19 protein-coding genes and 1 pseudogene are annotated in these 22,372 nt (G+C 71.6%); 9 read left to right on the plus strand and 11 right to left on the minus strand.

What is annotated here, in order from left to right; all coding sequences use genetic code 11:
• The 8 genes from miaB to nirK all read right to left on the minus strand — a co-directional run.
• On the minus strand, nucleotides 1–1,417 hold a 1,417-nt coding region (gene miaB / locus PKD06_RS09360; RefSeq protein ID WP_324379869.1), incomplete at its 3' end, for a tRNA (N6-isopentenyl adenosine(37)-C2)-methylthiotransferase MiaB.
• A gap of 93 nt (nucleotides 1,418–1,510) precedes the next feature.
• Nucleotides 1,511–2,308: a lysophospholipid acyltransferase family protein gene (locus PKD06_RS09365; protein ID WP_324379825.1), complete on the minus strand. Its 798-nt coding sequence runs from the start codon at nucleotides 2,306–2,308 to the stop codon at nucleotides 1,511–1,513.
• A gap of 28 nt (nucleotides 2,309–2,336) precedes the next feature.
• Nucleotides 2,337–2,849 carry a GNAT family N-acetyltransferase gene (locus PKD06_RS09370; protein WP_324379827.1) on the minus strand — a complete coding sequence of 171 codons (513 nt, stop codon included), beginning with the start codon at nucleotides 2,847–2,849 and terminating at the stop codon, nucleotides 2,337–2,339.
• A complete protein-coding gene (gene tsaB, locus PKD06_RS09375) occupies nucleotides 2,846–3,529 on the minus strand; it encodes a tRNA (adenosine(37)-N6)-threonylcarbamoyltransferase complex dimerization subunit type 1 TsaB (RefSeq protein ID WP_324379829.1) in 684 nt (227 codons plus the stop codon). The genes PKD06_RS09370 and tsaB overlap by 4 nt, the downstream gene beginning before the upstream one ends.
• 16 nt (nucleotides 3,530–3,545) lie before the next feature.
• Nucleotides 3,546–4,109 (minus strand): NifU family protein, encoded by a 564-nt coding sequence (locus PKD06_RS09380; protein WP_324379831.1) that lies wholly within the window; start codon nucleotides 4,107–4,109, stop codon nucleotides 3,546–3,548.
• 117 nt (nucleotides 4,110–4,226) lie between these two features.
• Nucleotides 4,227–4,724 (minus strand): universal stress protein, encoded by a 498-nt coding sequence (locus tag PKD06_RS09385; protein WP_324379833.1) that lies wholly within the window; start codon nucleotides 4,722–4,724, stop codon nucleotides 4,227–4,229.
• A 73-nt stretch (nucleotides 4,725–4,797) separates the two neighbouring features.
• Entirely contained in the window at nucleotides 4,798–5,838 is a 1,041-nt protein-coding gene (gene trpS, locus PKD06_RS09390) for a tryptophan--tRNA ligase (protein ID WP_324379835.1), read from the minus strand.
• Between the two features lie 179 nt (nucleotides 5,839–6,017).
• Nucleotides 6,018–7,556, minus strand: coding sequence for a copper-containing nitrite reductase (nirK, locus tag PKD06_RS09395; protein WP_324379837.1), 1,539 nt, complete (start codon nucleotides 7,554–7,556; stop codon nucleotides 6,018–6,020).
• A gap of 314 nt (nucleotides 7,557–7,870) precedes the next feature.
• Between nirK and PKD06_RS09400 the strand changes: the two genes are divergently transcribed.
• From PKD06_RS09400 to PKD06_RS09415, 4 genes are all read left to right on the plus strand, one after another.
• Complete coding sequence (locus PKD06_RS09400; protein WP_324379839.1) at nucleotides 7,871–8,569, plus strand: ABC transporter ATP-binding protein; 699 nt, start codon at nucleotides 7,871–7,873, stop codon at nucleotides 8,567–8,569.
• Nucleotides 8,566–9,183: a CbiQ family ECF transporter T component gene (locus tag PKD06_RS09405; protein ID WP_324379840.1), complete on the plus strand. Its 618-nt coding sequence runs from the start codon at nucleotides 8,566–8,568 to the stop codon at nucleotides 9,181–9,183. Before PKD06_RS09400 ends, PKD06_RS09405 begins: the two co-directional genes overlap by 4 nt.
• The gene (locus PKD06_RS09410) at nucleotides 9,180–9,737 is read left to right on the plus strand and encodes a biotin transporter BioY (protein ID WP_324379842.1); all 558 of its coding nucleotides are present in this window, start codon (nucleotides 9,180–9,182) and stop codon (nucleotides 9,735–9,737) included. Before PKD06_RS09405 ends, PKD06_RS09410 begins: the two co-directional genes overlap by 4 nt.
• A gap of 83 nt (nucleotides 9,738–9,820) precedes the next feature.
• On the plus strand, nucleotides 9,821–11,047 hold the full coding sequence (locus PKD06_RS09415) for a capsular biosynthesis protein (protein ID WP_324379844.1): 1,227 nt from the start codon (nucleotides 9,821–9,823) through the stop codon (nucleotides 11,045–11,047).
• 3 nt (nucleotides 11,048–11,050) lie between these two features.
• Here PKD06_RS09415 and PKD06_RS09420 read toward each other — a convergent pair whose 3' ends face one another.
• A complete protein-coding gene (locus PKD06_RS09420; protein WP_324379846.1) occupies nucleotides 11,051–13,009 on the minus strand; it encodes a capsular polysaccharide biosynthesis protein in 1,959 nt (652 codons plus the stop codon).
• Between the two features lie 164 nt (nucleotides 13,010–13,173).
• Here PKD06_RS09420 and PKD06_RS09425 point away from each other — a divergent pair, with 164 nt between their 5' ends.
• Entirely contained in the window at nucleotides 13,174–14,355 is a 1,182-nt protein-coding gene (locus PKD06_RS09425) for a pyridoxal phosphate-dependent aminotransferase (protein WP_324379848.1), read from the plus strand.
• A gap of 104 nt (nucleotides 14,356–14,459) precedes the next feature.
• Here the strand turns inward: PKD06_RS09425 and PKD06_RS09430 are convergent, their stop codons facing one another.
• Nucleotides 14,460–15,314 (minus strand): tetratricopeptide repeat protein, encoded by an 855-nt coding sequence (locus tag PKD06_RS09430; protein WP_324379850.1) that lies wholly within the window; start codon nucleotides 15,312–15,314, stop codon nucleotides 14,460–14,462.
• Between the two features lie 92 nt (nucleotides 15,315–15,406).
• Nucleotides 15,407–15,721: a 30S ribosomal protein S21 gene (gene rpsU / locus PKD06_RS09435; RefSeq protein WP_324379852.1), complete on the minus strand. Its 315-nt coding sequence runs from the start codon at nucleotides 15,719–15,721 to the stop codon at nucleotides 15,407–15,409.
• 238 nt (nucleotides 15,722–15,959) lie between these two features.
• On the opposite strand from rpsU, the gene PKD06_RS09440 reads away from it, so the two are divergent.
• The 4 genes and pseudogenes from PKD06_RS09440 to glmM all read left to right on the plus strand — a co-directional run bounded on the left by PKD06_RS09440 (nucleotide 15,960) and on the right by glmM (nucleotide 22,132).
• On the plus strand, nucleotides 15,960–16,718 hold the full coding sequence (locus PKD06_RS09440; protein ID WP_324379853.1) for a pentapeptide repeat-containing protein: 759 nt from the start codon (nucleotides 15,960–15,962) through the stop codon (nucleotides 16,716–16,718).
• Between the two features lie 854 nt (nucleotides 16,719–17,572).
• Nucleotides 17,573–17,905: pseudogene (locus PKD06_RS09445) on the plus strand (DUF6600 domain-containing protein); the annotation flags it as partial.
• A gap of 1,032 nt (nucleotides 17,906–18,937) precedes the next feature.
• A complete protein-coding gene (gene ilvA, locus PKD06_RS09450) occupies nucleotides 18,938–20,497 on the plus strand; it encodes a threonine ammonia-lyase, biosynthetic (RefSeq protein ID WP_324379871.1) in 1,560 nt (519 codons plus the stop codon).
• 297 nt (nucleotides 20,498–20,794) lie between these two features.
• Entirely contained in the window at nucleotides 20,795–22,132 is a 1,338-nt protein-coding gene (gene glmM, locus PKD06_RS09455) for a phosphoglucosamine mutase (RefSeq protein WP_324379873.1), read from the plus strand.
• The last annotated feature ends 240 nt before the right edge of the window (nucleotides 22,133–22,372 follow it).

Raw genomic sequence — 22,372 nt, forward strand, 5'->3', positions numbered from 1 at the left:
GGCGCGCCGGGGGGGGGGGGCCCGCGGGGGCGGGGGGGGGAGTTTTCCCCGCGGCCGCCACCCCGGCGGCGGCGCCCGCCGGCTCGGCGAAGAGGCTGTTCGAGCCGGCCCTCGTCACGACGACCGGCAGGACGCTGCCGATTTCCGCCGCCATGCCGTCCATCTGCACCTGCACCGCCTGGAGATAGGGCGACTTGCCGGCGAGCTGCCCCGGATGGCGTCCGGGCTTCTCGACCAGGATGTCGAGCCGCCGCCCGACCGTCGCCCGGTTGAACGCTTGGCGATCGGCTTCGAGCCGCGCCTGGAGCCGCGCCAGCCGCTCGGACTTCGCTTCCTCGGGCACCTGGTCGCCGGTCTCGGCCGCCGGCGTGCCGGGGCGCGGGCTGTATTTGAACGAGAAGGAGGAGGCGAAGCCGATCTCCGCCGCGAGGCGCAAGGTGTCCTCAAAATCCGCCTCGCTCTCGCCGGGGAAGCCGACGATGAAATCCGAGGACAGCGCGATATCGGGCCGCGCGGCCCGGATGCGGTCGATCAGGCGCCGGTAGGCGGAGGCATCATGGCGGCGGTTCATGGCCGCGAGGATGCGGTCGGAGCCCGACTGAACCGGCAGGTGCAGATAGGGCATCAGGACGGGGAGGTCGCGATGGGCCGCGACCAGGTCCTCGCCCATGTCGTTCGGGTGGCTCGTCGTGTAGCGCAGGCGCAGAAGGCCGGGCAGGACGGCGAGCCGCTCCATCAGCCGGGCAAGAGTCGCCGGGCGGCCGGCCTCGTCCTCGCCGTGATAGGCGTTGACGTTCTGGCCGATCAGCGTCACCTCGCGCACGCCGGCATCCAGGAGCCGCCTCGCCTCGTCGAGGATCGCGGCGACGGGGCGCGACGATTCGGCGCCCCGCGTATAGGGCACGACGCAGAACGAGCAGAACTTGTCGCAGCCCTCCTGCACGGTGAGGAAGGCCGAGACGCCCCGCGCCCGGACCCTCTCGCGCGAGAGGGCCGGCAGGTGGCGGAACTTGTCGTCGGCGGGGAACTCGGTATCGACGGCGGCGGTCGCCTGCCTCGCGGCCGCGAGAAGCTGCGGCAGGCGGTGATAGCTCTGGGGCCCGATCACGGCGTCCACGGCCGGCTGCCGGCGCATGATCTCGGCGCCCTCGGCCTGGGCCACGCAGCCCGCGACGACGATCTCGGCCTGCCGCCCCGCGGCGCGCTTCTCCTCCTTGAGGAGGCGCAGCCGGCCCAGCTCCGAATAGACCTTTTCCGCCGCCTTCTCGCGGATATGGCAGGTGTTCAGGATGACGAGATCCGCCTCCTCCGCGCTCCTCGCCTCGCCATAGCCCTCGGACGCCATGACGTCGGCCATGCGGGCCGCGTCGTAGACGTTCATCTGGCAGCCGTAGGATTTGACGAAGACGGTCTTCACGCGGATCGGGGCAATGGCGGACCTTTCGGGTCCCGGCACGAACGGATAGCCCCTCTCTTACGACCTCCCGCGGCCCAAGAGAATAGCGGGCGGCTACAAAACAGGACCGCCCTGCGCCCTGATCCCCGCCAGCGCCTCGCGGACGGCCGCCTCGGCGGCGGCCGTCGCGTGCTTGCGGTCGGTCGCCGCGTCGAGCAGGATCGGCTCGCCCCAGGCCACCGTGACGTCGAGAGGCCCGCCGCGGACGATCGCCGCGAGATGAGGAGCGAGATCCATGTCGCCGTACCAGGCGACCTGCGGCATCTCGCGCCGCGTGATCGGCAATCCGTGCCGGCGGCGATAGGAGAGCGCGACCGGCTGGAGGCGGATCGTCTCCACGGCATGGGTGAGGAGCGCCGTCCGCGCCGCGCCGACCAGCGAGGAGCGGAAGGGCAAAAGCCGGATGCCGTCGCCCGTGGTGCCCTCGGGGAAGAGGACGATCGCATCCCCCGAGCCGAGCCGGCGCGCCACGATCGCGTTGACCTCGCTCGTCGCGACCTTGCGGCTGCGATCGACGAAGACGCAGCGCTGAAGCCGCGCGAGCAGCCCGACCAGCGGCCAGCCCGCCACCTCGCTCTTGGCGATGAAGGAGAGCGGCAGCAGGGCAGCGAGGACGGGAATGTCCAGCCAGGAGACGTGGTTCGAAAGGAAGAGCACCGCCGTTCCCGGCGCGGGCGGCCGGCCCGTCTCGGTGACGCTCACGCCCAGGAGCCGCAGGAGAAGGCGGTGGAACCGGACCGGAATGCGCTCGGCACTCCGCCAGCCGCGGCGGAGCGCCACGGCCTGCAGCGGCAGCAGCGCCGCGACGATCGCGAGGACCGCCGCAAGGCGCAGGGCAAGGGAGGGCCTCATCGTGGCGTCGGGGTTCCGGCGATCCGCGTCACAGGGGCGGAGGCAGCGGGCCTTCGAGTTCCCTGGTCATCGAGACGGCTGTGGCCCGCGAGCCGTCGGGACGCGCGTAATAGCCCGGCCGCAGGCCCGATTGCCGGAAACCCAGCCGGCGATAGAGCGCGAAGGCGGGCGCGTTCCCCTCCTCCACCTCGAGATGCACGCAGGCCGCGCCGGCCCGCGCGAGGGTCTCGAGGTGACGGGCGAGCAGGAGGCCGGCATGGCCCTGGCCCCGCGCCGCACGGTCGAGCGCGACGGACAGGACCTCCGCTTCGTCGAGCGTCACCCGCGACAGCACGAATCCCGCCGGCTGCCGCGCGCGCCCCAGGAAAAGGCCGTCCGCCTGGATGGTCCGGTCGGTCAGGAAGCCCTCGAATTCGAGCGCCGACCAGGGCCGCGCGAAGGCCTGGGCGTGGATCTCGGCCAGACGCTCGGCATGGGCCGGCCGCAGCGCCTCGATGCGCGGCGCCGGGCGAGGCAAGCCGAGTTGCGGGAGCCAGCTCAAAGCCGGGCGATTCGCGCCCCGTCCTGCGGACGGGCGTCCGGGGGCGCGAGATAGAAGGGCTTGGCGAGGGCTTCCGCCGGCTCGGCCGCCATGCCGATCCGGGCCACCCAGACGATGTCGGGCAGGCTCGACGCCCCTTCCACGACGGCCTCGATCCCGACCGCCCGCGCCTCCTGCGCCACCATCGCGGCGCCGGAGCCGGCCAGGGCGACCGCGCCCGAGCCGAGCGAGCGCACGACGTCGCGCAGGCCGAGAACGGCCGGCCCGATGACGAGGCGCCCCGAGGGGCCGATTCCCTGCGCGAAGACGCGCCCGCCGCGCGCGTCGATGGCCGCGACCGTGAGGCGGGCCGGCCCGTTCGCCATCAGCGGCGCCATCAGCGCCGAGAGGGTGGTGACGCCGACGGCCGGGATCCCGCAGGCGAGGGCCACCGCCCGCGCCGCCGAGATGCCGACGCGCAGGCCCGTGAAGCTGCCCGGCCCGATCGTCACCGCGACGCGGTCGAGGGAGGAGAACCCGCCCTCGACACGGGCCATCACCCGGTCGAGAAGCGGCAGGAGCGCCTCGGCATGGCCGCGCTCCATCGCGATCGCCTCGGCGGCGACCGGCTCCATCTCGGCCCCGTCGATCACGGCAGCCGCGCATTGGCCGAGCGCGGTGTCGATGGCCAGAACGCGCATCGCGGTCCGTCTCCCTCTAGACCGCCTCGACCCCCTGCACCTCCGGCACGAAATGGCGCAGGAGGTTCTCGATGCCGTGCTTGAGCGTGGCGGTCGAGGAGGGGCAGCCCTGGCAGGACCCCTTCATGTTCAGGTAGACGACGCCGTCCTTGAAGCCGCGGAAGGTGATGTCGCCGCCGTCGCCCGCGACCGCCGGCCGCACGCGCGTCTCGATCAGGTCCTTGATCATCTCCACCGTCTCGGCATCGGAATCGTCGAAGAACTCCTCCCCGTCCCCCGCCTGCGCCGTGGCGCCGCCTTCCACCAGGACCGGCGCGCCGGAGACGAAATGCTCCATGATCTCGCCGAGGATGGCGGGCTTCAGATGCTGCCAGTCGCCGGCCTTCTTGGTGACGGTGATGAAGTCGTAGCCGAGGAACACGCCGGCGACGTCCGGCAGGCCGAAAAGCCGCTCGGCGAGCGGGGAGCCCGCGGCCGCCTCGGGCCGCGGCGCGTCGAAGGTGCCGCTCGGCATCACGACGCGGCCGGGCAGGAACTTCAGCGTGGCGGGATTGGGCGTGGCTTCGGTCTGGATGAACATGGTCCTGTCCTCTCGGGCGGCGTGCGGAGCGCGCCTCGACGGTATGGCGCCCTTTAGCACGGGTCTGTCCGGGATGTGAGCGCCGGGGGCGCAGATTCAATCCCGGGCGCCGGGCCCTCACCCCGCGAGGGCGTCGATCTCCTCGTCCGTCAGGTCGCCCGGGACGATCACGATCGGCACGGCGAAGCCCTGCGAGGACGAGGCGATGCCGCTGATCAGGGGACCGGGGCCGGTGCTTTCCGTCGAGGCGGCGAGCACGAGGAAGGAGATGTCCTGGTCCGCCTCGATCAGTTCGCGGATGCAGGCGGCCTTATCTCCCTCCCGGACGACCTGCTCGGGCGTGACGGCGGCGGCCTCCTTGGCGTGGTCGACGGCCGCGGCGAGAAGGCGCGTCATCTCCTCCTCCGCCTCCTGCCGGATGGCATCGCCGACGCCCAGGAACTCGAAAGTCTCGGTCATCGTCACGACACCGAGCATGATCAGGCTCGCCCCCGTCCGCGCCGCCCGCCGCGCCGCGAAATGCACCGCCCGGCTGCTTTCGGGCGAGCCGTCGATGACGACGAGGAATTTCGGCCGGTGGCCGGATTCGAAGGAGCGTCTCTTCGCGCCTGACATGGTTTCTCTCCGCCGCGCGCGGAATGTGACGAAGGCTCGCGGCGCGGGCAAGACGGCCGCGCCGCGGAGGGGGTCATCCGCGCCGGATCAGCCCGACGATGTCCTTGACGTCGGCGATGGTCCGCTCCGCGATGGCGGCGGCGCGGGCCGAGCCGTCCGCGAGGACCGAATCGATATGGCCGGGATCCTTCACGAGCCGGGCCATCTCCGCGCCGATCGGCCCGAGCTTCGCGACGGCAAGATCGACCAGGGCCGACTTGAAGGCCGAGAACTGGGCGCCGCCGAAATCCCGCAGCACCTCGGCGGGCGTCGTGTCCGAGAGCCCCGCATAGATGCCGACGAGGTTTTCCGCCTCGGGGCGCTTGGCGAGGCCGGCCTCCTCGGAGGGCAGCGGCTCGGGATCGGTCTTGGCCTTCCTGACCTTCTGGGCGATGGCGTCCGCATCGTCCGTGAGGTTGATGCGCGAATAGTCGGAGGGATCGGATTTCGACATCTTCTTCGTGCCGTCGCGCAGCGACATCACCCGCGCCGCCGGCCCCCCGATGAGCGGCTCGGTCACGGGGAAATAGCCCTCGCCGTGCCCGCGCGCGGCGATCTTTTCCGCGAAGTCGTTGTTGAACTTGATGGCGATGTCGCGCGTCAGCTCCAGATGCTGCTTCTGGTCCTCGCCGACCGGGACATGGGTCGCGCGATAGAGGAGGATGTCGGCCGCCATCAGGCAGGGATAGTCGTAGAGGCCGACGGAAGCGTTCTCGCGGTCCTTGCCCGCCTTCTCCTTGAACTGCGTCATGCGGTTGAGCCAGCCGATGCGGGCGACGCAGTTGAAGATCCAGGTCAGCTCGGCATGGCCGGGGACCTGGCTCTGGTTGAAGACGATGTGGCGCTTCGGATCGATGCCGGCGGCGAGGAAGGCCGCGGTCACCTCGCGCGTCTGGGCGGCGAGGTCGGGCTGGCTCAGCGTCGCGGTGATCGCGTGCAGGTCGACGACGCAATAGATGCAGTCATGCGTCTCCTGCAAGGTCACGAAGCGGCGCACGGCGCCGAGATAATTGCCCAGATGCAGGTTCCCCGTCGGCTGCACGCCGGAGAAGACCAGCTCCTTGAATCCGCTCACCGCCTCGCCCCTTTCGCGTCAGGGGGCGGCTCTAGGGGCGGGCGGGGGCGATGGCAAGCGGGGACGTGATCCGCGCCGGGCGGGCCTTGGAAGCGCGGGGGCGGCTCCGCCCCCGCGCTCCCGAATCGCCGCCCGCTCCGAGGAGACGAGGCAGCGATCCGGCTTCGAGGTCGAAGACCTTACTGCTGCCCGGCCCCGGCCTTGGCCGGGCCCGTATGCATGATGTCGTCGTTCTCCGGCCCGTCGACCATCAGATAGCCGGCCAAGCCACGCTCCGCGCGCGACAGGGCGTGATCGACGAGCACGTACTGGCCACCGCGGTCGATCTTGAAGTCGACGGCGACGGCGCCGCCCGCAGGCACGGTCACGGTCTGGACGTTGGTCAGCGGAGGAGAGGTCAGGCTGCCGAAAGTATAGACGTTGTCGAAGATCTCCCCGATGACATGGAACGACGAGGTGAAGTTCGGCCCGCCGACGCCGAAATAGATCCGCACCGTCTCGCCGGCATTGGCGTAGAGGGGGTGCGTCTTCGTCAGCGCCCCGACGGCGCCGTTGAAGATGAAGTATTCAGGCCGCTCCGAGATCAGCTTGTCGAAATCCATCTCCTGCATGCCCTTCCCGCCGAAGGGATCGACAGTGTAGAGCTCGCCCTGCATCACGTAGAACTCGCGGTCGACGCGCGGCAGGCCGCCTTCCGGCTCGACGAGGATCAGCCCGTACATGCCGCTGCTGATGTGGTGGGCGACGCTCGGGGTCGCGCAGTGATAGACGTAGATGCCCGGCTTCAGCGCCCGGAAGGTGACGACGTTCTCGGCGCCCGGCTCGGTCTGGGTCATGTGGGCGCCGCCGCCCGGACCCGTCGCGGCGTGGAAATCGACCGAATGCATCATCACGCTGTTGGCCGGGTTCTTCAGATGCACCTGGACGGTGTCGCCGACGCGCACGCGCACGAAGGGACCCGGAACCTTGTTGTTGAAGGTCCAGTAGGTGTAGGTGGCGCCGTTGCTCAGCGTGCCGACCAGCTCGGTGGTCTCGAGATCGACCCGCACGACCTTCGGCGGCCGCAGGCCGATCGGGGGAGGCAGGTCGGCCGGATCGCGCACGATGTCGGCGGCCCCGGTGGCGGTCGCCCCGCGCGTGCCGGCTATGACGTGGATCATCCCTTCCATGCCCGCCTGCCGGTGCCCGGCGATCGAGCAGAAATAGGCGAATTCGCCGACCTTCGACGCGGTGAAGGAGAAGGTGGAGGAGGCGTTCTTGCCGACGACGATCGAGGAGCGCGCGGCATGCTGGTCGATGACCATGTCATGCTCGGCGCCCTCGCCGTTGATCAGGTTGATCTGGACCAGCTCGCCCTCGTGCACGGTGATGGTCGGGTTGACCTTGCCGTCGATGTCTCCGCCGACGCCGAGATAGACCATGCGGCCGCCGGAAATGCCGGTCTTGAAGGTGAAGACCGTCGGCGCGTGATAGCTGGAGGAGGCGGGGGCGCCCTGCCTGTCCGCCGCGGGCTGCGCCTGGGCCGGCTGGGCCGCCGCGGGCTGGCCCTGGGCCGGCTGCGCCTGGGCGGATTGAGGGGCGCTGCCGCCATGCTTGTGGCCCTGCGCCAAGGCCGGGGTGATGGTCAGGGCGGCGGCGAGCGCCAGCACCCCGACGGCCCACCGGCCGAATCGCCCGACGGGCGGACCGCCCGGCGATCCCTGCTGCGTTTTCGACATCGTCGTCTCCGTGGTGGCCTTCGAAGGAGAAGGCACGGAATCGACGCTAGCCTGTCCCGGGCTGCGGCTATTTGACATGGCTCAAAGTCGGGCAGTCATATGCGCCCCAATCCCCCAATATTCCGGGGTCGCAGCCGCAGGCGGGCCCCGGCGGGGCGGCCTGCCGAAGGCACGGCGCCTCTGGCCATCGGCGCCGCGTGGATTGTAAAGCCCGTGGCCATGCCGGGCGGGCCCTCCGCCCCACGGGAAAGCTCGCTCATGACCTTGCTCGCAGGAGGATGTCGCCCCCGGCAGGGTCGTGCCGCGGCCTCCGCATGAATCCTTGGGAAAGCTGCGGCCCGGTCCGGTTCGAGGCCGTGGGTGTGACCCTCGCCGGGCGCGCGGTCCTGTCCGGCATCACCTGCGAGCTGGCGGAGCGGCGGATCGCCGTGCTGGGCCTCAACGGCTCGGGCAAGAGCACGCTGGCGCGGCTCGTCAACGGCCTCGCGCGGCCGAGCACCGGACGCGTCCTCGTCGAGGGGATCGACGTGGCCGCGGATGTGAAGGCCGTCCGCCGCAAGGTCGGCTACGTTTTCCAGAACCCGCATAACCAGATCGTCTTCCCCATCGTCGAGGAGGACGTCGCCTTCGGCCTGCGCAATCTCGGGCTCGGCCGCGAGGAGGCGACCACGCGGGCGAGAGAAGCGCTCGAGGCGCACGGGATCGGGAGCCTCGCGGAGCGCCCGGTCGAGGCGCTGAGCGGGGGCGAATTGCAGCTCGTCGCCCTGGTCGGCGTCCTCGCCATGGAGCCGCGGATCCTGGTCCTCGACGAGCCGACGACGATGCTCGACCTGCGCAACCGCAACCGCATCGCGGCGCGCATCGAGGGTCTCGCGCAGCAGGCCATCCTCGTCACGCACGACCTCGACCTCGCCGCCTCCTGCGAGCGGGCCCTCGTGCTCGACGGCGGCCGCATCGTCGCCGACGACCGCCCGGCCGCCGCCTGCGCCTGGTACAGGAGGAACCTGTCGTGAGAGGCCCGCTGGCGCCCGCGCTCGCCGCCCGCCTCCGCGCGCTCCCGGCCGGGCCGAAGCTGCTCGCGCTCATGTGCGCTGCGACCGCGCTGCTCCTCACGCGCTCGCCCTGGCCGCTCGCGGCCGCCGCCCTCCTCGCGCTCGGTCTCGCCCTTCTCGCCGTCGGGCCCGGACGGCTCGCGGCCGCCGCGTCCTGGGCGCTGGCCCTGGCCATCGGCGGGGTCGCCCTCCTCACCCTCGCCTTCGAGGGCCCGGCTCCGGGACTGGCCGTGCTGTTCCGCCTCCTGGCGCTGATTCTTCTCGCGCAGGTCGTCACGGAAACCACGCGCGCCAGCGCGGTCCAGGACGCGCTCGTCCGCGCTCTCAGGCCGTTCGAGCGGCTTCCCTTCGTATCGGCCGAGAAGGCGGGGCTCGCCCTCGCCATCGCGCTGCGCTCGGTGCCGCGGCTCGGCTCGGCCCTGCGCGAGCTGCGCGAGGCGAGGGAAGCCAGGAGCCTCGCCGCCGCGCCCCATCGGCTCGTGCTGCCCCTGATCGCGCGCATCCTGCGGGACGCGCGCGAGATGGCCGACGCCATCGACGCCCGTTCATGGAAAGCCACCGAAGAGCCTCGATGACCACGCACGACCTCGTCCTGTCGGCGATGTTCGCCGCCCTCATCGTCGTCCTGGGAGCGCTGCCCGGCATCCCGCTCGCCTTCCTTCCCGTCCCGATCACCCTGCAATCGCTCGGCGTGATGCTGGCGGGCGCCCTGCTCGGCCCGCGCCGGGGCGCGGCCTCGGTCCTGATCCTGGTCGCGCTGGTCATGATGGGGCTGCCGGTCCTCGCCGGGGGGCGGGGCGGGATGGGCGTGCTGGCCGGCCCGAGCGCGGGCTTCATCCTCGGCTGGATTCCCGCCGCCTTCGTCACCGGCCTCCTCGCCGCGCACGCTCCCTCGCCGGCGGGAGGCGCGACGCGCAGCTTCGCCGGCCACCTGCTGGCCTGCCTGACAGGCGGGATCGTCGTGGATTATCTCTGCGGGATCCTCTGGCTCGTCGCCGTGACGGGGCTCCCCCCCGCCCACGCGGCCCTCGGCACGCTCGCCTTCATCCCCGGCGACCTGATCAAGGCGACCCTCGCCTCCTGGATCGCCGTGTCGATCAAGCGCGTGCACGCTCTCGAGCCCAGATAGCGGACCCCGGATTGCCCGCGAACCGGGCCGGCGCCATTGCCGCGGCGGCGGGCGCGTGAGATTGAGGCGCCGCCGCCATGTCCATGACGACGAAAGACATCCCCGCCCCGCCTCCGCGGGTGGTTCTCTTCCTGCAAGGCCCGGTCTCGTCGTTCTACAGCGATCTCGCCGCCCTGCTGGAGGAGCGGGGGCACCGCGCCCTGCGGGTCAACCTGTGCTTCGGCGACCGGCTGTTCTGGCGGCGGCCCGGCGCCATCGACTATCGCGGCACGCGCCCGGAATGGCCCGCCTTCATCGCCGAGCTGCTCGACCGCGAGGGCGTCACGGCCGTCGTGATGAATGGGGGCCACCGCTTCTACCACAAGGTCGCCACCGCCGCGGCGCGGGCGCGCGGCATCAGGGTCTATGTGACCGATTTCGGCTATCTGCGGCCCGACTGGCTGACCTTCGAGCGCGACGGCATGTCCGGAGACAGCCGCTTTCCACGCGACCCGGACGACATCCGGGCGCTCGCGCGGGACGCGCCGCCCGTCGACATGCAGCTCCTCTATCCCGAGAGCTTCTTCCGCGAGGCCGTCAACGACATCGCCTATCACACCTCCACCGTCCTGACGCCCTGGCTCTATCCGGGCTATCGCTCCCACCTGCCCGACCATCCCTTCATGGTCTATCTCGGCACCGGCCTGCACCTCCTGAAGGTGCGCCGGTCGGGCCCGAAGGTCGACCGGCACGTCGCCGCCCTGCGCACTGCGGGCGTGCCCTACTGGGTCTTCCCGCTGCAACTCGAGAAGGACTTCCAGCTTCGCGAATATTCGCCCTATTCCGACATGAAGACGCCGATGCAGGAGGTGATCCGCTCCTTCGCGGCCAATGCGCCGCCCCGGGCCCGCCTCCTCATCAAGCTTCATCCGCTCGACCCGATGCTGCGCAACTGGGGCCGCATGGTCCGGCGCGCGGCGATCAAATGGGGCGTGCCCGACAGGGTGGACTTCCTCGACGGGGGCATGCTGGCCAAGGCGCTGGAAGGCGCGCGCGGCGTCGTCACCATCAACTCGACCGTGGGCATCTGGGCGCTGCGGGCGGGGCTGCCGGTCGTCACGCTCGGCTCGGCGATCTTCGATGTGCCGGGGCTCGCCTTCCAGGGCCCGCTCGACCGCTTCTGGATGGAGGCGACGACGCCGGACCTGGACCTGGTCGACGCCTTCACGCGCGCCCTCGCCAGGGAGACGCAGATCAGGGGCGGGCTGTTCAGCCCCGCGGGCGTCGAGGCCGCCGTCCTGGCCGCGGCCGAAAGGCTGACCGGGACCTGAGTCTCAGGCGCGCCGGCCAGCCCGGCGGAAGGCCGTCGACCAGGCTTCCTTCAGCAGCGCCTTGACCGAGCGCGTCCGCCGGCCGAGCAGGGGATCGCCGTCGGCGAGGCGCCCGGCGATGGTCTCGGGCGTGCAGGGCAGCCCCGTCACTGGATCGATGTAGCGTGGATAGAGGACGAGCGCGCCGGCCACGAGTTCGTCGAGCGTCAGCCGCCGGGTCCGGCGCGGCGAGCCCGGATCGGCCGTCAGGCCCCAGCCGGCATAGAACGGCAGCCCGTATGTCGTGACGGGCTTGTCCCGCAACAGAGCCTCGAAGCCGATGAGGGAGGTCGCCACCACCACGCGGTCGGCCGCCTCGATCGCGACGGGGGCGGAGACGTCGTGGATGACGAGGTCGCAATATTTATCGAGCAGCTTTGCCGGAACCCGGCCGGGCCGCAGGCCCGCCTCGACGTCGGGATGAGGCTTGTAGACGATCACCGCGTCGGGATGGTCCTCCCGCGCTGCCCGGATCAGGCCGAGATTGCCCTGGACGGTGCAGCCGCCGAGCTGGATCGAGGCATCGCTCGCGACCTGCCCCGCGACCAGGACGACGGGCTTTCCCTTCGGGAGCGGGGGCATGGGAGCCGAGCCGACATTGTACTTGCTGAGGCCCGCGCTCACGATCGCCTCGCGCAGGCGCCGGGCGCGAAGCAGCAGGGCCTCGTCGAAGGCGCCTTTCTCCAGCAGCGTCTCGAGGTCGCTCGGGCGCGAGGCGTCGTAATACATCCCGGTCCGGTCGAGGACGTAGGAGGCGCCGGTGCGAAGGCTCGCCCCGAGCCCGATCGAGCGCAGGAAGCCGTCCTCCATGCGGATATAGGGCACCTTCGCCTCGGCGCAGGCGCGCTCGGCCTCCCCGGGGGCCCGGCTCGCCCAGCCGACCACGCGCTCGTAGCCGGCCAGTTCCGCCGGCCGGCTCGCGACCACCGGCCGGTAGCCGGGGGCCTTCAGCGCCTCCCTGACCCAGGCCCTCTTCCAGTCGGCGAAGCCCAGGCAGAGGGTGATCTGCGCGTTCTCCCGGGCGCGCTCCGCCCCGAGGACGGCGATCTCCAGCGCCTCCTCGAAGGTGATCGGCCGGCTCCGGTAGGGCTCGAAATAGCGCGAATAGACGAAATGGCTCGCGGCGAAGACCTCCGCCACGCTGCGCCTGCGGGTGCGGCGGGGGGTGATGAGGCGGTCGCTGGTGAAGCCCCAGCCCGCATAGAAAGGCATGCCGAAGCAGGTCACGGGAAGCCCCGACATCGCGGCTTCGAAGCCGAGATGGGCGCTCACCGTATAGACATGCCGTGCCTGCGCCAGGATCGAGGCCGCGGTGACGGGCTCGCGCACCACCCGCACGCCCTCCGCCTTCTCCAGAGGGCCCGGAGCTGCTCCGCAGGGAGCGGCCGGGTCCATCACCACGAGGATATCGTCCCCGCCGTGCTCCGCCTCCGCATGGGCGAGCATGGAGGCGAACCGCGTCGGGCCGGCCAGGGCGAGGCCCACGGTCGGATCGTCGCGCGGCTGGTCCACCACCACGACGAGGCGGCGTCCGGCCGCCTGCCGGTCCAGGAGGTCGCCGAGCGAGGCGCGCCGGGGATCGTTGTCGAGCGAGATGCCCGAGCCGAGGAGAGCCTGCATCGCGCGTCCGGCGCGCTCCAGCAGCTCGTCCTCCTCCCAGCCGCCATGTTCGAGCAGATATTCGAGTTCGCTCGGAGCGGTCGCGTCGTAATAGGTGCCGACCCCGTCCACGACATAGCTGAGCGAGCGCCCCTCCGGCAGCCCGGCCATTCTCAGAAAGCCCGGCTCCCAGTGATCGGGAAGACGCTGGCGGACGGGCTTGGGCTCGCTCGCCAGCCGGAGCGGGCGCCGGGCGCCGGGCTCCGGCGGGCGCTCGTCCTTGTGGTTGCGCGGCGGCGGGCGCTTGCGCTTGGCCAACCTCATGCGGCTCGCTCGTCCAGACCTTTCCGCACCGGGCGCGACATCGACGAAAGTCCTATTCGCAGCATCCGCGAGCCGTCAATCGGAACGCGGCCGCGCGGCCTGTTCAGGACCGCTTCCTTCGGCCATAGGGGCAAAAGAGACACGGTTCCGGGAGGAAGAGGGTTATGTTCAGAACTGTGGCGAATTTCGACCGGATCGGCGAGGAAAACGCCTTCGCGGTCCTGGCCCGGGCGACGGATCTCGCGGCGCAGGGCCGCGACATCGTCAATCTGGGCATCGGCCAGCCGGATTTCCCGACGCCACCCCATATCGCGGAAGCGGCGATCCGGGCGATCCGCGACGGCCATCATGGCTATACGCCCGCGACCGGCATCCTGCCCCTGCGCGAGGCGGTGGCCGGCGATCTCCACCGCCGCTTCGGCGTCGAGGTCGATCCGGGCCGTGTCATGGTGGTGCCGGGCGGCAAGGTGACGATGTTCGCCGCCATCCTGATGTTCGGCGAGCCGGGGGCGGAGATCCTCTATCCCGATCCGGGCTTTCCGATCTACCGCTCGATGATCGAATATACGGGCGCGACGCCCGTGCCGATCCCGATCCGCGAGGAGAACGGCTTCGCCTTCTCGGCGGCCGAGACCCTCTCCCTGATCGGGCCGAAGACACGGCTCGTCATCGTCAATTCCCCCGCCAACCCGACCGGCGGGGTGACGCCCAAGGCCGAGATCGACGCCCTGGTCGCCGGGCTCGCGGCCTTCCCCGACGTCGCGATCCTCTCGGACGAGATCTACGGCGCCATGACCTATGACGGGGCGCCGCATGTCTCGCTGCTCTCCTACCCGGAGATCCGCGACCGGCTGATCTATCTCGACGGCGCCTCGAAGACCTATGCCATGACGGGCTGGCGCCTCGGCTGGTCGGTCTGGCCGGACAAGCTCTACGAGATGGTGAGGAAGCTCGCGGTGAATTCCTTCTCCTGCGTCAACGCGCCGACGCAGTTCGCGGGCATCGCGGCCCTGAGCGGGCCGCAGGATTGCGTGGCGGAAATGATGGCGGCCTTCGACCGGCGCCGCAAGCTCGTGACCGAGGGCCTGAACCGGCTGCCCGGCGTCTCCTGCATCGTCCCCAAGGGCGCCTTCTACGCCTTCCCCAACATCTCGCGGACCGGCTGGAAGGCGAAGAAGCTGGCCTCCGCGCTCCTCGACGAGGCCGGCGTCGCCACGATCGGCGGCCCCGATTTCGGCGTCCACGGCGAGGGCTATATCCGCATCTCCTACGCCAATTCGGCGGAGAACATCTCGCGCGCCCTCGATCGCATGGGGACTTTCCTGGCGGAAAGGAAGGCGGCGTAGATCCTCTGGCGTTGGCAGCTCGCAAGGGTCTCCTCTCCCGCAAGCGGGGAGAAGCGGGAGGGGCGGCCCTCCCTATGCGACAGCGCTCGGGATGACAGGGAGCCTCAGCCCCGGAACAGGCCACCCTGGAGGCGTCCGAGCCCCTGCCGCGCGGTCTGGTTGCCCTGGTCGATCGAGGTGGCGCGGGTATAGCTCTCGATCGCCTCCTGGCGCCGGCCGAGCTTCTCGAGCGCGACGCCGCGATAGGCCCAGCTATCCGCGTCGCGGCTGTTGACGTTGAGGGCCGCGTTGAAATCCTCGATCGCCTTGTCGAACTGGCCGAGCGCGACCAGGCTCTGCCCGCGGGCGGCATAGGGCGCGGCGACATAGGCGTTGCGGTCGATGGCGGCGTCGAAATCGATCACCGCCTCGCGGTGCCGGCCCATGCGCTGATGCACGAGCCCGCGCGCATGCAGAGCCTCGGCCGATTCGGGCAGAAGGCGCACGGCCTGCGTGAGATCGGCCAGGGCGGCGTCGAACTGGTTCTGCACGCGATAGAGATTGGCGCGGCCGATATAGGCGGGGCCGTATTTCGGATCGGCCTCGATGGCGCGGCTGAAATCGGCGAGCGCCGCGTCGCTTCGTCCCATCTGGCGATAGGCGAGCGCGCGATTCGTATAGGCCGGCGCATTGGCCGGATCGATCTGGAGCGCCTTGTTGAAATCGGCGATCGCGTCGGAATAGCGCCCGGAGCGCGCGAAGGCGGCGCCGCGCGTGTTGTAGGCGGAGGCGTCGCCGGGATTGCGCGCCACCACGTCGCTGAGCGATTCGATATTGACGGCGCTCGAGCCCGAGCGATCCTCGTCGAGCACGGCGACGCGCGGGGCGCTCGCCACACGTCCCGCCGACTCGCATCCCGCCAGCGTCGCGGCCAGGACGGCGGACGCGGCCAGCCCGGACAGCCGGTTCCAACGCAGCATGGGCCCCGCTCCTTCGCCGGCCCGACCGGCGGTCGGGCCGTGTCGTCTCGTGGTGGCCACGCGCGGACCGTCCGGCCCGCGGCCGGGCGAGATCAGGCGCGGGCGGCCGCGGGAGCCGCCGCCGGAGCCGCGGCGGGGGCGCCGCCGGGACGCGGGCCGCGGCCCGGACCGCCCGCCCGCGGCGGGGGCTTCGGCTTCGAGGGCAGCAGCCCCTCGCGCTGCATGCGCTTGCGGATGAGCTTGCGGGCCCGGCGGACCGCCTCGGCCTTCTCGCGCGCCCGCTTCTCGGAGGGCTTCTCGTAATGGCCGCGCAGCTTCATCTCACGGAAGATGCCTTCGCGCTGCATCTTCTTCTTCAGGGCACGCAGCGCCTGATCGACGTTGTTGTCCCGGACAAGAACCTGCACGCGTCTTCCTCGTCAAAAGCATTCGCCTGGCGGCGGATTGGTGGAAACAGCGAAAGGGCGCTGCATGGAGCACCCCTGTTCGAAGCCGGCCCGATAGCAGAACCGATCGGCCCTGTCCACGCCCGCCCGGCTCCCTCGCGCCCGGAACAGCCCGGCCCCGCTCCCGGTTGACCGGGCAGCCGGATGGCCCCAAGTCACGGCGGGCCCCGGCCTGCGGGCGCGGCCCCAAGGAGGAAGCATGGCCGCAAGGATGGTCGCGGAAACGGCGCGAATCGCGGCCCTCCTGCTCGTCGCGGCGAGTCTCCCGGCGCGGGCGGGTTGCAGCGATTCTCCGGCCCCGGGGGTCGACTGGACCGGCTGCCTCAAGCGCAACCTGCTGCTCTCGGAGGATCGCTTCGACGGCGGCACCCTGGTCCGCACCTCCCTCGCCTCCTCGGATTTGCGCAAGGCGAGCCTCAGGGGCGCGGACCTCACCGGAAGCGACCTCACCTTCGCGCGCCTCGACGGGGCGGACCTGTCGAAGGCGAACCTCACCAAGGCGGTCGGCTGGCAGACGAACTTCACCGGGGCGAAGCTCGCCGGGGCGAATCTCGGCAATTCCCAGATGAGCCGCGCCGTCTTCGCGGGCGCCGACCTCGCGGGCGCCAATCTCGCCAAGGCGGAGCTGAACCGCTCCGACTTCGCCGGAGCCGATCTGACCGGCGTCGACGCCTCGAAGGCGGAACTCGCCCGCGTCAATTTTTCCGGGGCGAGGCTCGCCGGGGTCGATTTCGGCTATTCGAATCTGTCCCGGGCGCGCCTGGAAGGGCTCGACCTCGCCGGCGTCAGGTTCGGGGGAGCCTATCTGTTCCTGACCCAGCTCGGGCGCGCCGATCTCTCCCGGGCTGAGGGGTTGCGGCAGGAGCAGATCGACCTCGCCTGCGGCACGCGGGAGACGCGCCTCCCGGCCGGGCTCACGGCGCCCAAATCCTGGCCCTGCCCCTCGGAAGAGGAGTGAGGGCGAAGAAGCGCGCCATGATTGCGGCGGATTGCTGCCGCAGGAGGCGGGCCGGAAAAGGCGGATGCGGTCGCTTGCCCGCGCGAGGGGACGCCGATAGTGCCGGTCGTCCTGCCGCCCGCGAACGGGATATCGATATGGTTCGAACGCTTCCCGGCCCCACGCGCCCGCGCGGCGCGACCAGGCCCCTCGGGAGGGTCCTCGGGACTTTCTGCCTCCTCGGGACGGCCTGCCTCGCGGGCGCCGCGCTCGCGCAGCAGCCCCCCGGCCCGCAGGACGCGGCGCCGGCCTCCGCCGAGCCGCCCGCCGTGGTCGGCCGCATCGCCGAGATCTCGGGCTCGGTCTCGCACAAGGCCGCCTCGGCCTCCGAGTGGGAGAAGGCCGAGCGCAACTGGCCCATCGTGGCGGGCGACGCGATCTATGCCGCCGCCGACGGGCGCGCCCGGCTCGAGATCGGGGGCGCCTCGGTCACCGTCCGGCCCGGCGCGGTGGTCGACCTCGCCGCGCTCGACGACCGCTCGGTCTCGCTCCGCGCCGACAGCGGCAGCGCCTCGATCGTCACGGCCGCCGGGGGCGAGCCCTTCGCCGTGCTGACGCCGCGCGGCAGCGCTTCCCTCGGGCCGGACGGGGTCTACCGCGTCTCGGCCGGCGACGAGACGGCCCCGACGGAGATCGCCGTCTGCCGCGGGGGCGCGACGCTCGCCGACGGGCAGACGCGCCTGCGCGAGGGCGAGATGGCGATGCTGAGCGGCGATGCCTCCGCGCCCCAGATCCGCGTCGCTGCCGCCCCGTCCGGGGGCTGCGGCGCCGAGCCCATGCCCGAGGCGCGCCTGCCGCAGAAAGTCTCCCGCCGCATGACCGGAATCCGCGATCTCGCCGATCACGGCCGCTGGTCCCGCACGCCCGAGGGCGGCGACGTCTGGTTCCCGAATGTCGGGGAGGACTGGGCACCCTATCGCGACGGCCGCTGGAGCTGGGTGGCGCCCTGGGGCTGGACCTGGGTCGACGACGCGCCCTGGGGCTTCGCGCCCTTCCATTACGGGCGCTGGGCCGAGCTGGACGGACGCTGGGGCTGGCTGCCGGGAGAGCCCGTGGAGCGCCCGGTCTATGCGCCGGCCATGGTCGCCTTCATCGACCCGCCCCCGGATGCCGTGGAGGGCCCCGACCCCGCCTTCGGCTGGGTTCCGCTCGGGCCGGGCGAGATCTACCGGCCCTATTATCCCACCCCTGGGATCGACTATGCGCGGCGCGTCAACCTGAACATCGTCGGCGTCACGGGCGCGACGATCGGCGCCCTGATCGCCGCGCCGCTGGCCGTCGCCGCACTCCGCAACCGCCGTGCGGTAACGGTTGTCCCCGTCGCAGTGGTGAATGGCGGGCGGCCCGTCGCCCCCGCCCTCCTGCCGACGAAGCCGCAGATCCTCGCCTCCGCTCCCGTGCGGCCGGCCGGAAAGCCGGTGATGCCCCGCGCCCCCGGCGCTCCCCGGATGCCGCCCGTGCCCGGCCGCCCGGCGGCCGCGCCCCCGCGGCCCCTGCCGCCCCTCGCCGCCCGTCCCGTCCCGCCCGCCCTGCGCCCGGCCGGCCCGGCGGGAGGCGCGGGCGGACCCCGGGGGCCCATGCCCCTGACGCCGCCCGTCGTCGCGCCCGGGCGGGTTCCCCCCTCCCCCAAGGCAATGCCGTCCGTCGCGGGGCGCCCGCCGGCAGCGGGCCGCCCGCCCGTCGCCGGGCCACGCTCCATGCCCGCCGGACCGGCTTTCACGGGACCGAAGACGGGCGGGCCGAAGCCCGCTCTTCGTCAGCCGGGCCCGGCCGCCCCGCCGGTGCGGACGGCCCCCGTCTCCCACCCCGCTCCGGTCGCGCGTCACATGCCGGCGGCCCGGCCTATGCCCATGGCGCGTCCGACCCAGCCCATGGCGCGGCCGATGCCGGCGCCCGTGGCGAGGTCCGCCCCGATGGCGAGGCCCGCTCCGCCGGTGGCGCGCGCCATGCCGGCCCCCATGGCGCGATCCGCGCCGATGGCGAGGACCCCTGGGCGCACCATGCGCTGGGGCGCGCCCCGGGCGCGCCGCCTGGGGGGCCCGCCCCCTGCCGAGGGGCCCGGCTCCGCGCGGAGCGGCGCCTCATCCCGCCGCTCCCAAGAAGCCGCCGCATTAGAGGCGCGGCCTTCCCCGCTGCCTTGCCGCTTGCCCCCGCGCCCGCTGCGGCGCACAAGCGCCGCCATGGACCAGCTCATCCACAAGATCGTCACCGCCCATGTGCGCGGGGTCGGCAGCGAAACCCCTCTCGATGCGATGCCGAGGCTCTCGGAGCGCCTCGGCGGGATTCCCGTGCTGCTCAAGCGCGAGGATCTCCAGCCGGTCTTCTCCTTCAAGATCCGCGGCGCGCTGAACAAGATCGCGGGCCTGCCGCAGGAGGCGCTGGCGCAGGGAGTCATCTGCGCCTCGGCCGGCAACCACGCCCAGGGCGTCGCGCTCGCGGCCGCGCAGCGGGGCATCGCCGCCACCATCGTGATGCCGGTCACGACGCCGGGGATCAAGGTCGAGGCCGTCCGCGCGCGCGGAGGCAAGATCGTCCTGCACGGCGACGCCTTCGACGACGCCTATGCCGAGGCAAGGCGCCTGGAGAAGGAGACCGGCGCGACCTTCATCCATCCCTTCGACGATCCCGAGGTGATCGCGGGCCAGGGCACGATCGGGCTCGAGATCCTGCGCCAGCATCCGGGGCCGATCGAGGCGGTCTTCGTCGCCATCGGCGGCGGCGGGCTTGCCGCCGGGGTGGCTTCCGCCATCCGCTACCTGCGCCCCGACATCCGCATCATCGGCGTCGAGCCGGTGGAGGCCGCCTCGATGAAGGCGTCCATCGAGGCGGGCGAGCGGGTGATCCTGAACGAGGTCGGCCTCTTCGCCGACGGCGTCGCGGTGCGGCAGGTGGGCGAGGAGACCTTCCGCATCTGCCGCGAGCTGCTCGACGAGGTTGTCACGGTGGACACGGACGCCATCTGCGCCGCCATCAAGGACATCTTCGACGATTGCCGGGCGGTGGCGGAGCCGGCCGGGGCGGTCGCGCTCGCGGGGCTCAAGGCCTATGCCGCCCGCGGAGGCGGCGCGGGACAGGCCCTGGTCGCCATCAATTCCGGCGCCAACCTCAATTTCGACCGCCTGCGCCACGTCGCCGAGCGGGCCGAGATCGGCGAGGGCCGCGAGGCGCTGCTCGCCGTCACGATCCCGGAGCGGCCCGGCTCCTACCGCCGCTTCATCGGCCTCCTCGGCCGCCGCGCCGTCACGGAGTTCAACTACCGCTACGCGGACGAGACGGATGCCCACATCTTCGTCGGCGTCGAGCTGAAGCAGCCCGGCGACAAGGCCGAGATCATCGCCGCGCTCGAGGCGGGCGGCTTCCCGGTCCTCGACATGAGCGACAACGAGATGGCCAAGCTCCATGCCCGCTACATGGTCGGCGGCCGCGTCGCGGGCGGCATCCCCGACGAGATGCTGCTGCGCTTCCAGTTCCCGGAGCGGCCGGGGGCGCTGATGCGCTTCCTCGAAAGCCTCAAGCCCGACTGGAACATCACGCTGTTCCATTACCGCAACCACGGCGCCGATTACGGCCGCATCCTGGCCGGCATCCAGGTGCCGCAGGCGGAGCGCCCCGCCTTCGCCCAGGCCCTCGCCGCGCTCGGCTACCCCTACGAGGACGAGACGGCGAACCCGGCCTACCGGCTCTTCCTCGACGGCGGCCCCGTCAGGCGCGGGGAGCGCGCCGCCGCGGCGGTCGCGTGATCTGGCGCACCTCGCGGGCCGGAGAGGCCGGATGGGGCTTGCAAGGTCAGAAGGACTGACCTAGATGTTGCACTGCAACGACGGGACGACGTCCTGCCGTTGCTGCCCTCCTTGGGCGTTTCCTCCCTTGACTTGGGCCGCCCTCACGGGCGGCCTTTTTTCTTGGAGCGACGATCTGCCGGCCGTTTTCCGGCGGCAACCCGGCATGAACTTCCGGGCGTCTATGATGCCGGGAGGGCTCCGCCCGAATGTCGCCATCCTGAGCGACGAGGAGCACCGGCGGCAGCGGGGATGGTCATGCGGAAATATTTCGGCACCGATGGGGTTCGCGGGCGCGCCAACGGCGTCATCACGCCCGAGCTGGCGCTCAAGATCGGCCAGGCGGCGGGCCGCGTCTTCGTCCGGGGCGAGCATCGCCATCGCGTCGTCGTCGGCAAGGATACGCGCCTCTCCGGCTACATGATCGAGACGGCGCTGATCGCGGGCTTCACCTCGGTCGGAATGGACGTGCTCCAGCTCGGCCCGATGCCGACCCCGGCCGTCGCCATGCTGACGCGCTCCATGCGCTGCGACCTCGGGGTGATGATCTCGGCCTCGCACAATCCTTACGAGGATAACGGCATCAAGCTCTTCGGCCCGGACGGCTTCAAGCTCTCCGACGAGACGGAGCTGGAGATCGAGGCGCTGATCGATTCGAACCTCTCCTCGCATCTCGCCGGGCCCGAGGCGCTGGGGCGGGCGAAGCGCATCGAATCGGTCCATGCGCGCTACATCGAGTTCGCCAAGCGCACGCTGCCCCGCCAGGTGGATCTCGAAGGCATGCGGGTGGTCGTCGATTGCGCCAACGGCGCCGCCTACAAGGTCGCCCCGGAGACGCTGTGGGAGCTCGGCGCCGAGGTGATCTCCATCGGGGTCGACCCGGACGGGTTCAACATCAACCGCAAGGTCGGCTCGACCTCGCCGGAGGCGCTGACCGCGAAGGTGCGCGAATTGCGGGCCGATATCGGCATCGCCCTCGACGGCGACGCCGACCGCGTCCTGATCGTGGACGAGAAGGGCCAGCATGTCGACGGCGACCAGCTCATGGCGGCGGTCGCGCGCTCCTGGGCGGAGGACGGCCGCCTCGCCCAGCCGGGCATCGTCGCCACCATCATGTCCAATCTGGGCCTAGAGCGCTTCCTCGGCGGGCTCGGGCTCGACCTCGTGCGCACGGCCGTCGGCGACCGCTACGTGCTCGAGCACATGCGCGAGCACGGCTTCAACCTCGGCGGGGAGCAATCCGGCCACATCATCATGTCGGACTACACGACGACGGGCGACGGGCTGGTCGCGGCCTTGCAGCTCCTGTCGGTGGTCACGCGGCTCGGCAAGCCGGTCTCGGAGGTGTGCCATTGCTTCGAGCCCCTGCCGCAGGTGCTCAAGAACGTGCGCTACCGCAGCGGCCAGCCGCTCCAGGCCGAATCCGTCGCGACGGCGATCGAATCGGCCCGCGCCCGCCTCGGCGGCGCCGGCCGGCTGGTGATTCGCCCCTCGGGGACGGAGCCCGTGATTCGCGTCATGGGGGAAGGCGACGACCGCGACCTCGTCAACAGAATCGTCGACGACGTGGTGGAGGCGGTCACGCGCGCCGCGTGAGCGACGAGACGGACGCGGCGCTCGGGTGATGCCCCCTGTCATCCCCGGCCGGAGCGAAGCGGAGGGGAAGGGGATCCAGAGCCGCCTGCGAGCTCCCTGGGTCCCCTTCCCGGCCCTTCGGGCCGCCGGGGACGACAGGGGAACGCCACCCGATCGCCCTGGCGCGCCAGCCCGCCGGAATTCGAAAATTAAGGTTAATTGGTAAGGTTAAGTCCTGCTTAACCGATCTCTGTGAAGGTC

Source organism: Enterovirga sp. (assembly GCF_035325185.1).
GTDB lineage: Bacteria > Pseudomonadota > Alphaproteobacteria > Rhizobiales > Beijerinckiaceae > Enterovirga.

Excerpts from the sequence above, each read along its gene's own strand:
- PKD06_RS09385 (WP_324379833.1), bottom strand. The coding sequence starts at position 4,724 with ATGTCAGGCGCGAAGAGACGCTCCTTCGAATCCGGCCACCGGCCGAAA.
- PKD06_RS09380 (WP_324379831.1), bottom strand. The coding sequence starts at position 4,109 with ATGTTCATCCAGACCGAAGCCACGCCCAATCCCGCCACGCTGAAGTTC.
- PKD06_RS09440 (WP_324379853.1), top strand. The coding sequence starts at position 15,960 with ATGGCCGCAAGGATGGTCGCGGAAACGGCGCGAATCGCGGCCCTCCTG.
- PKD06_RS09410 (WP_324379842.1), top strand. The coding sequence starts at position 9,180 with ATGACCACGCACGACCTCGTCCTGTCGGCGATGTTCGCCGCCCTCATC.
- glmM (WP_324379873.1), top strand. The coding sequence starts at position 20,795 with ATGCGGAAATATTTCGGCACCGATGGGGTTCGCGGGCGCGCCAACGGC.
- PKD06_RS09430 (WP_324379850.1), bottom strand. The coding sequence starts at position 15,314 with ATGCTGCGTTGGAACCGGCTGTCCGGGCTGGCCGCGTCCGCCGTCCTG.
- ilvA (WP_324379871.1), top strand. The coding sequence starts at position 18,938 with ATGGACCAGCTCATCCACAAGATCGTCACCGCCCATGTGCGCGGGGTC.
- PKD06_RS09365 (WP_324379825.1), bottom strand. The coding sequence starts at position 2,308 with ATGAGGCCCTCCCTTGCCCTGCGCCTTGCGGCGGTCCTCGCGATCGTC.
- PKD06_RS09400 (WP_324379839.1), top strand. The coding sequence starts at position 7,871 with ATGAATCCTTGGGAAAGCTGCGGCCCGGTCCGGTTCGAGGCCGTGGGT.
- PKD06_RS09415 (WP_324379844.1), top strand. The coding sequence starts at position 9,821 with ATGACGACGAAAGACATCCCCGCCCCGCCTCCGCGGGTGGTTCTCTTC.
- nirK (WP_324379837.1), bottom strand. The coding sequence starts at position 7,556 with ATGTCGAAAACGCAGCAGGGATCGCCGGGCGGTCCGCCCGTCGGGCGA.
- PKD06_RS09420 (WP_324379846.1), bottom strand. The coding sequence starts at position 13,009 with ATGAGGTTGGCCAAGCGCAAGCGCCCGCCGCCGCGCAACCACAAGGAC.
- PKD06_RS09425 (WP_324379848.1), top strand. The coding sequence starts at position 13,174 with ATGTTCAGAACTGTGGCGAATTTCGACCGGATCGGCGAGGAAAACGCC.
- tsaB (WP_324379829.1), bottom strand. The coding sequence starts at position 3,529 with ATGCGCGTTCTGGCCATCGACACCGCGCTCGGCCAATGCGCGGCTGCC.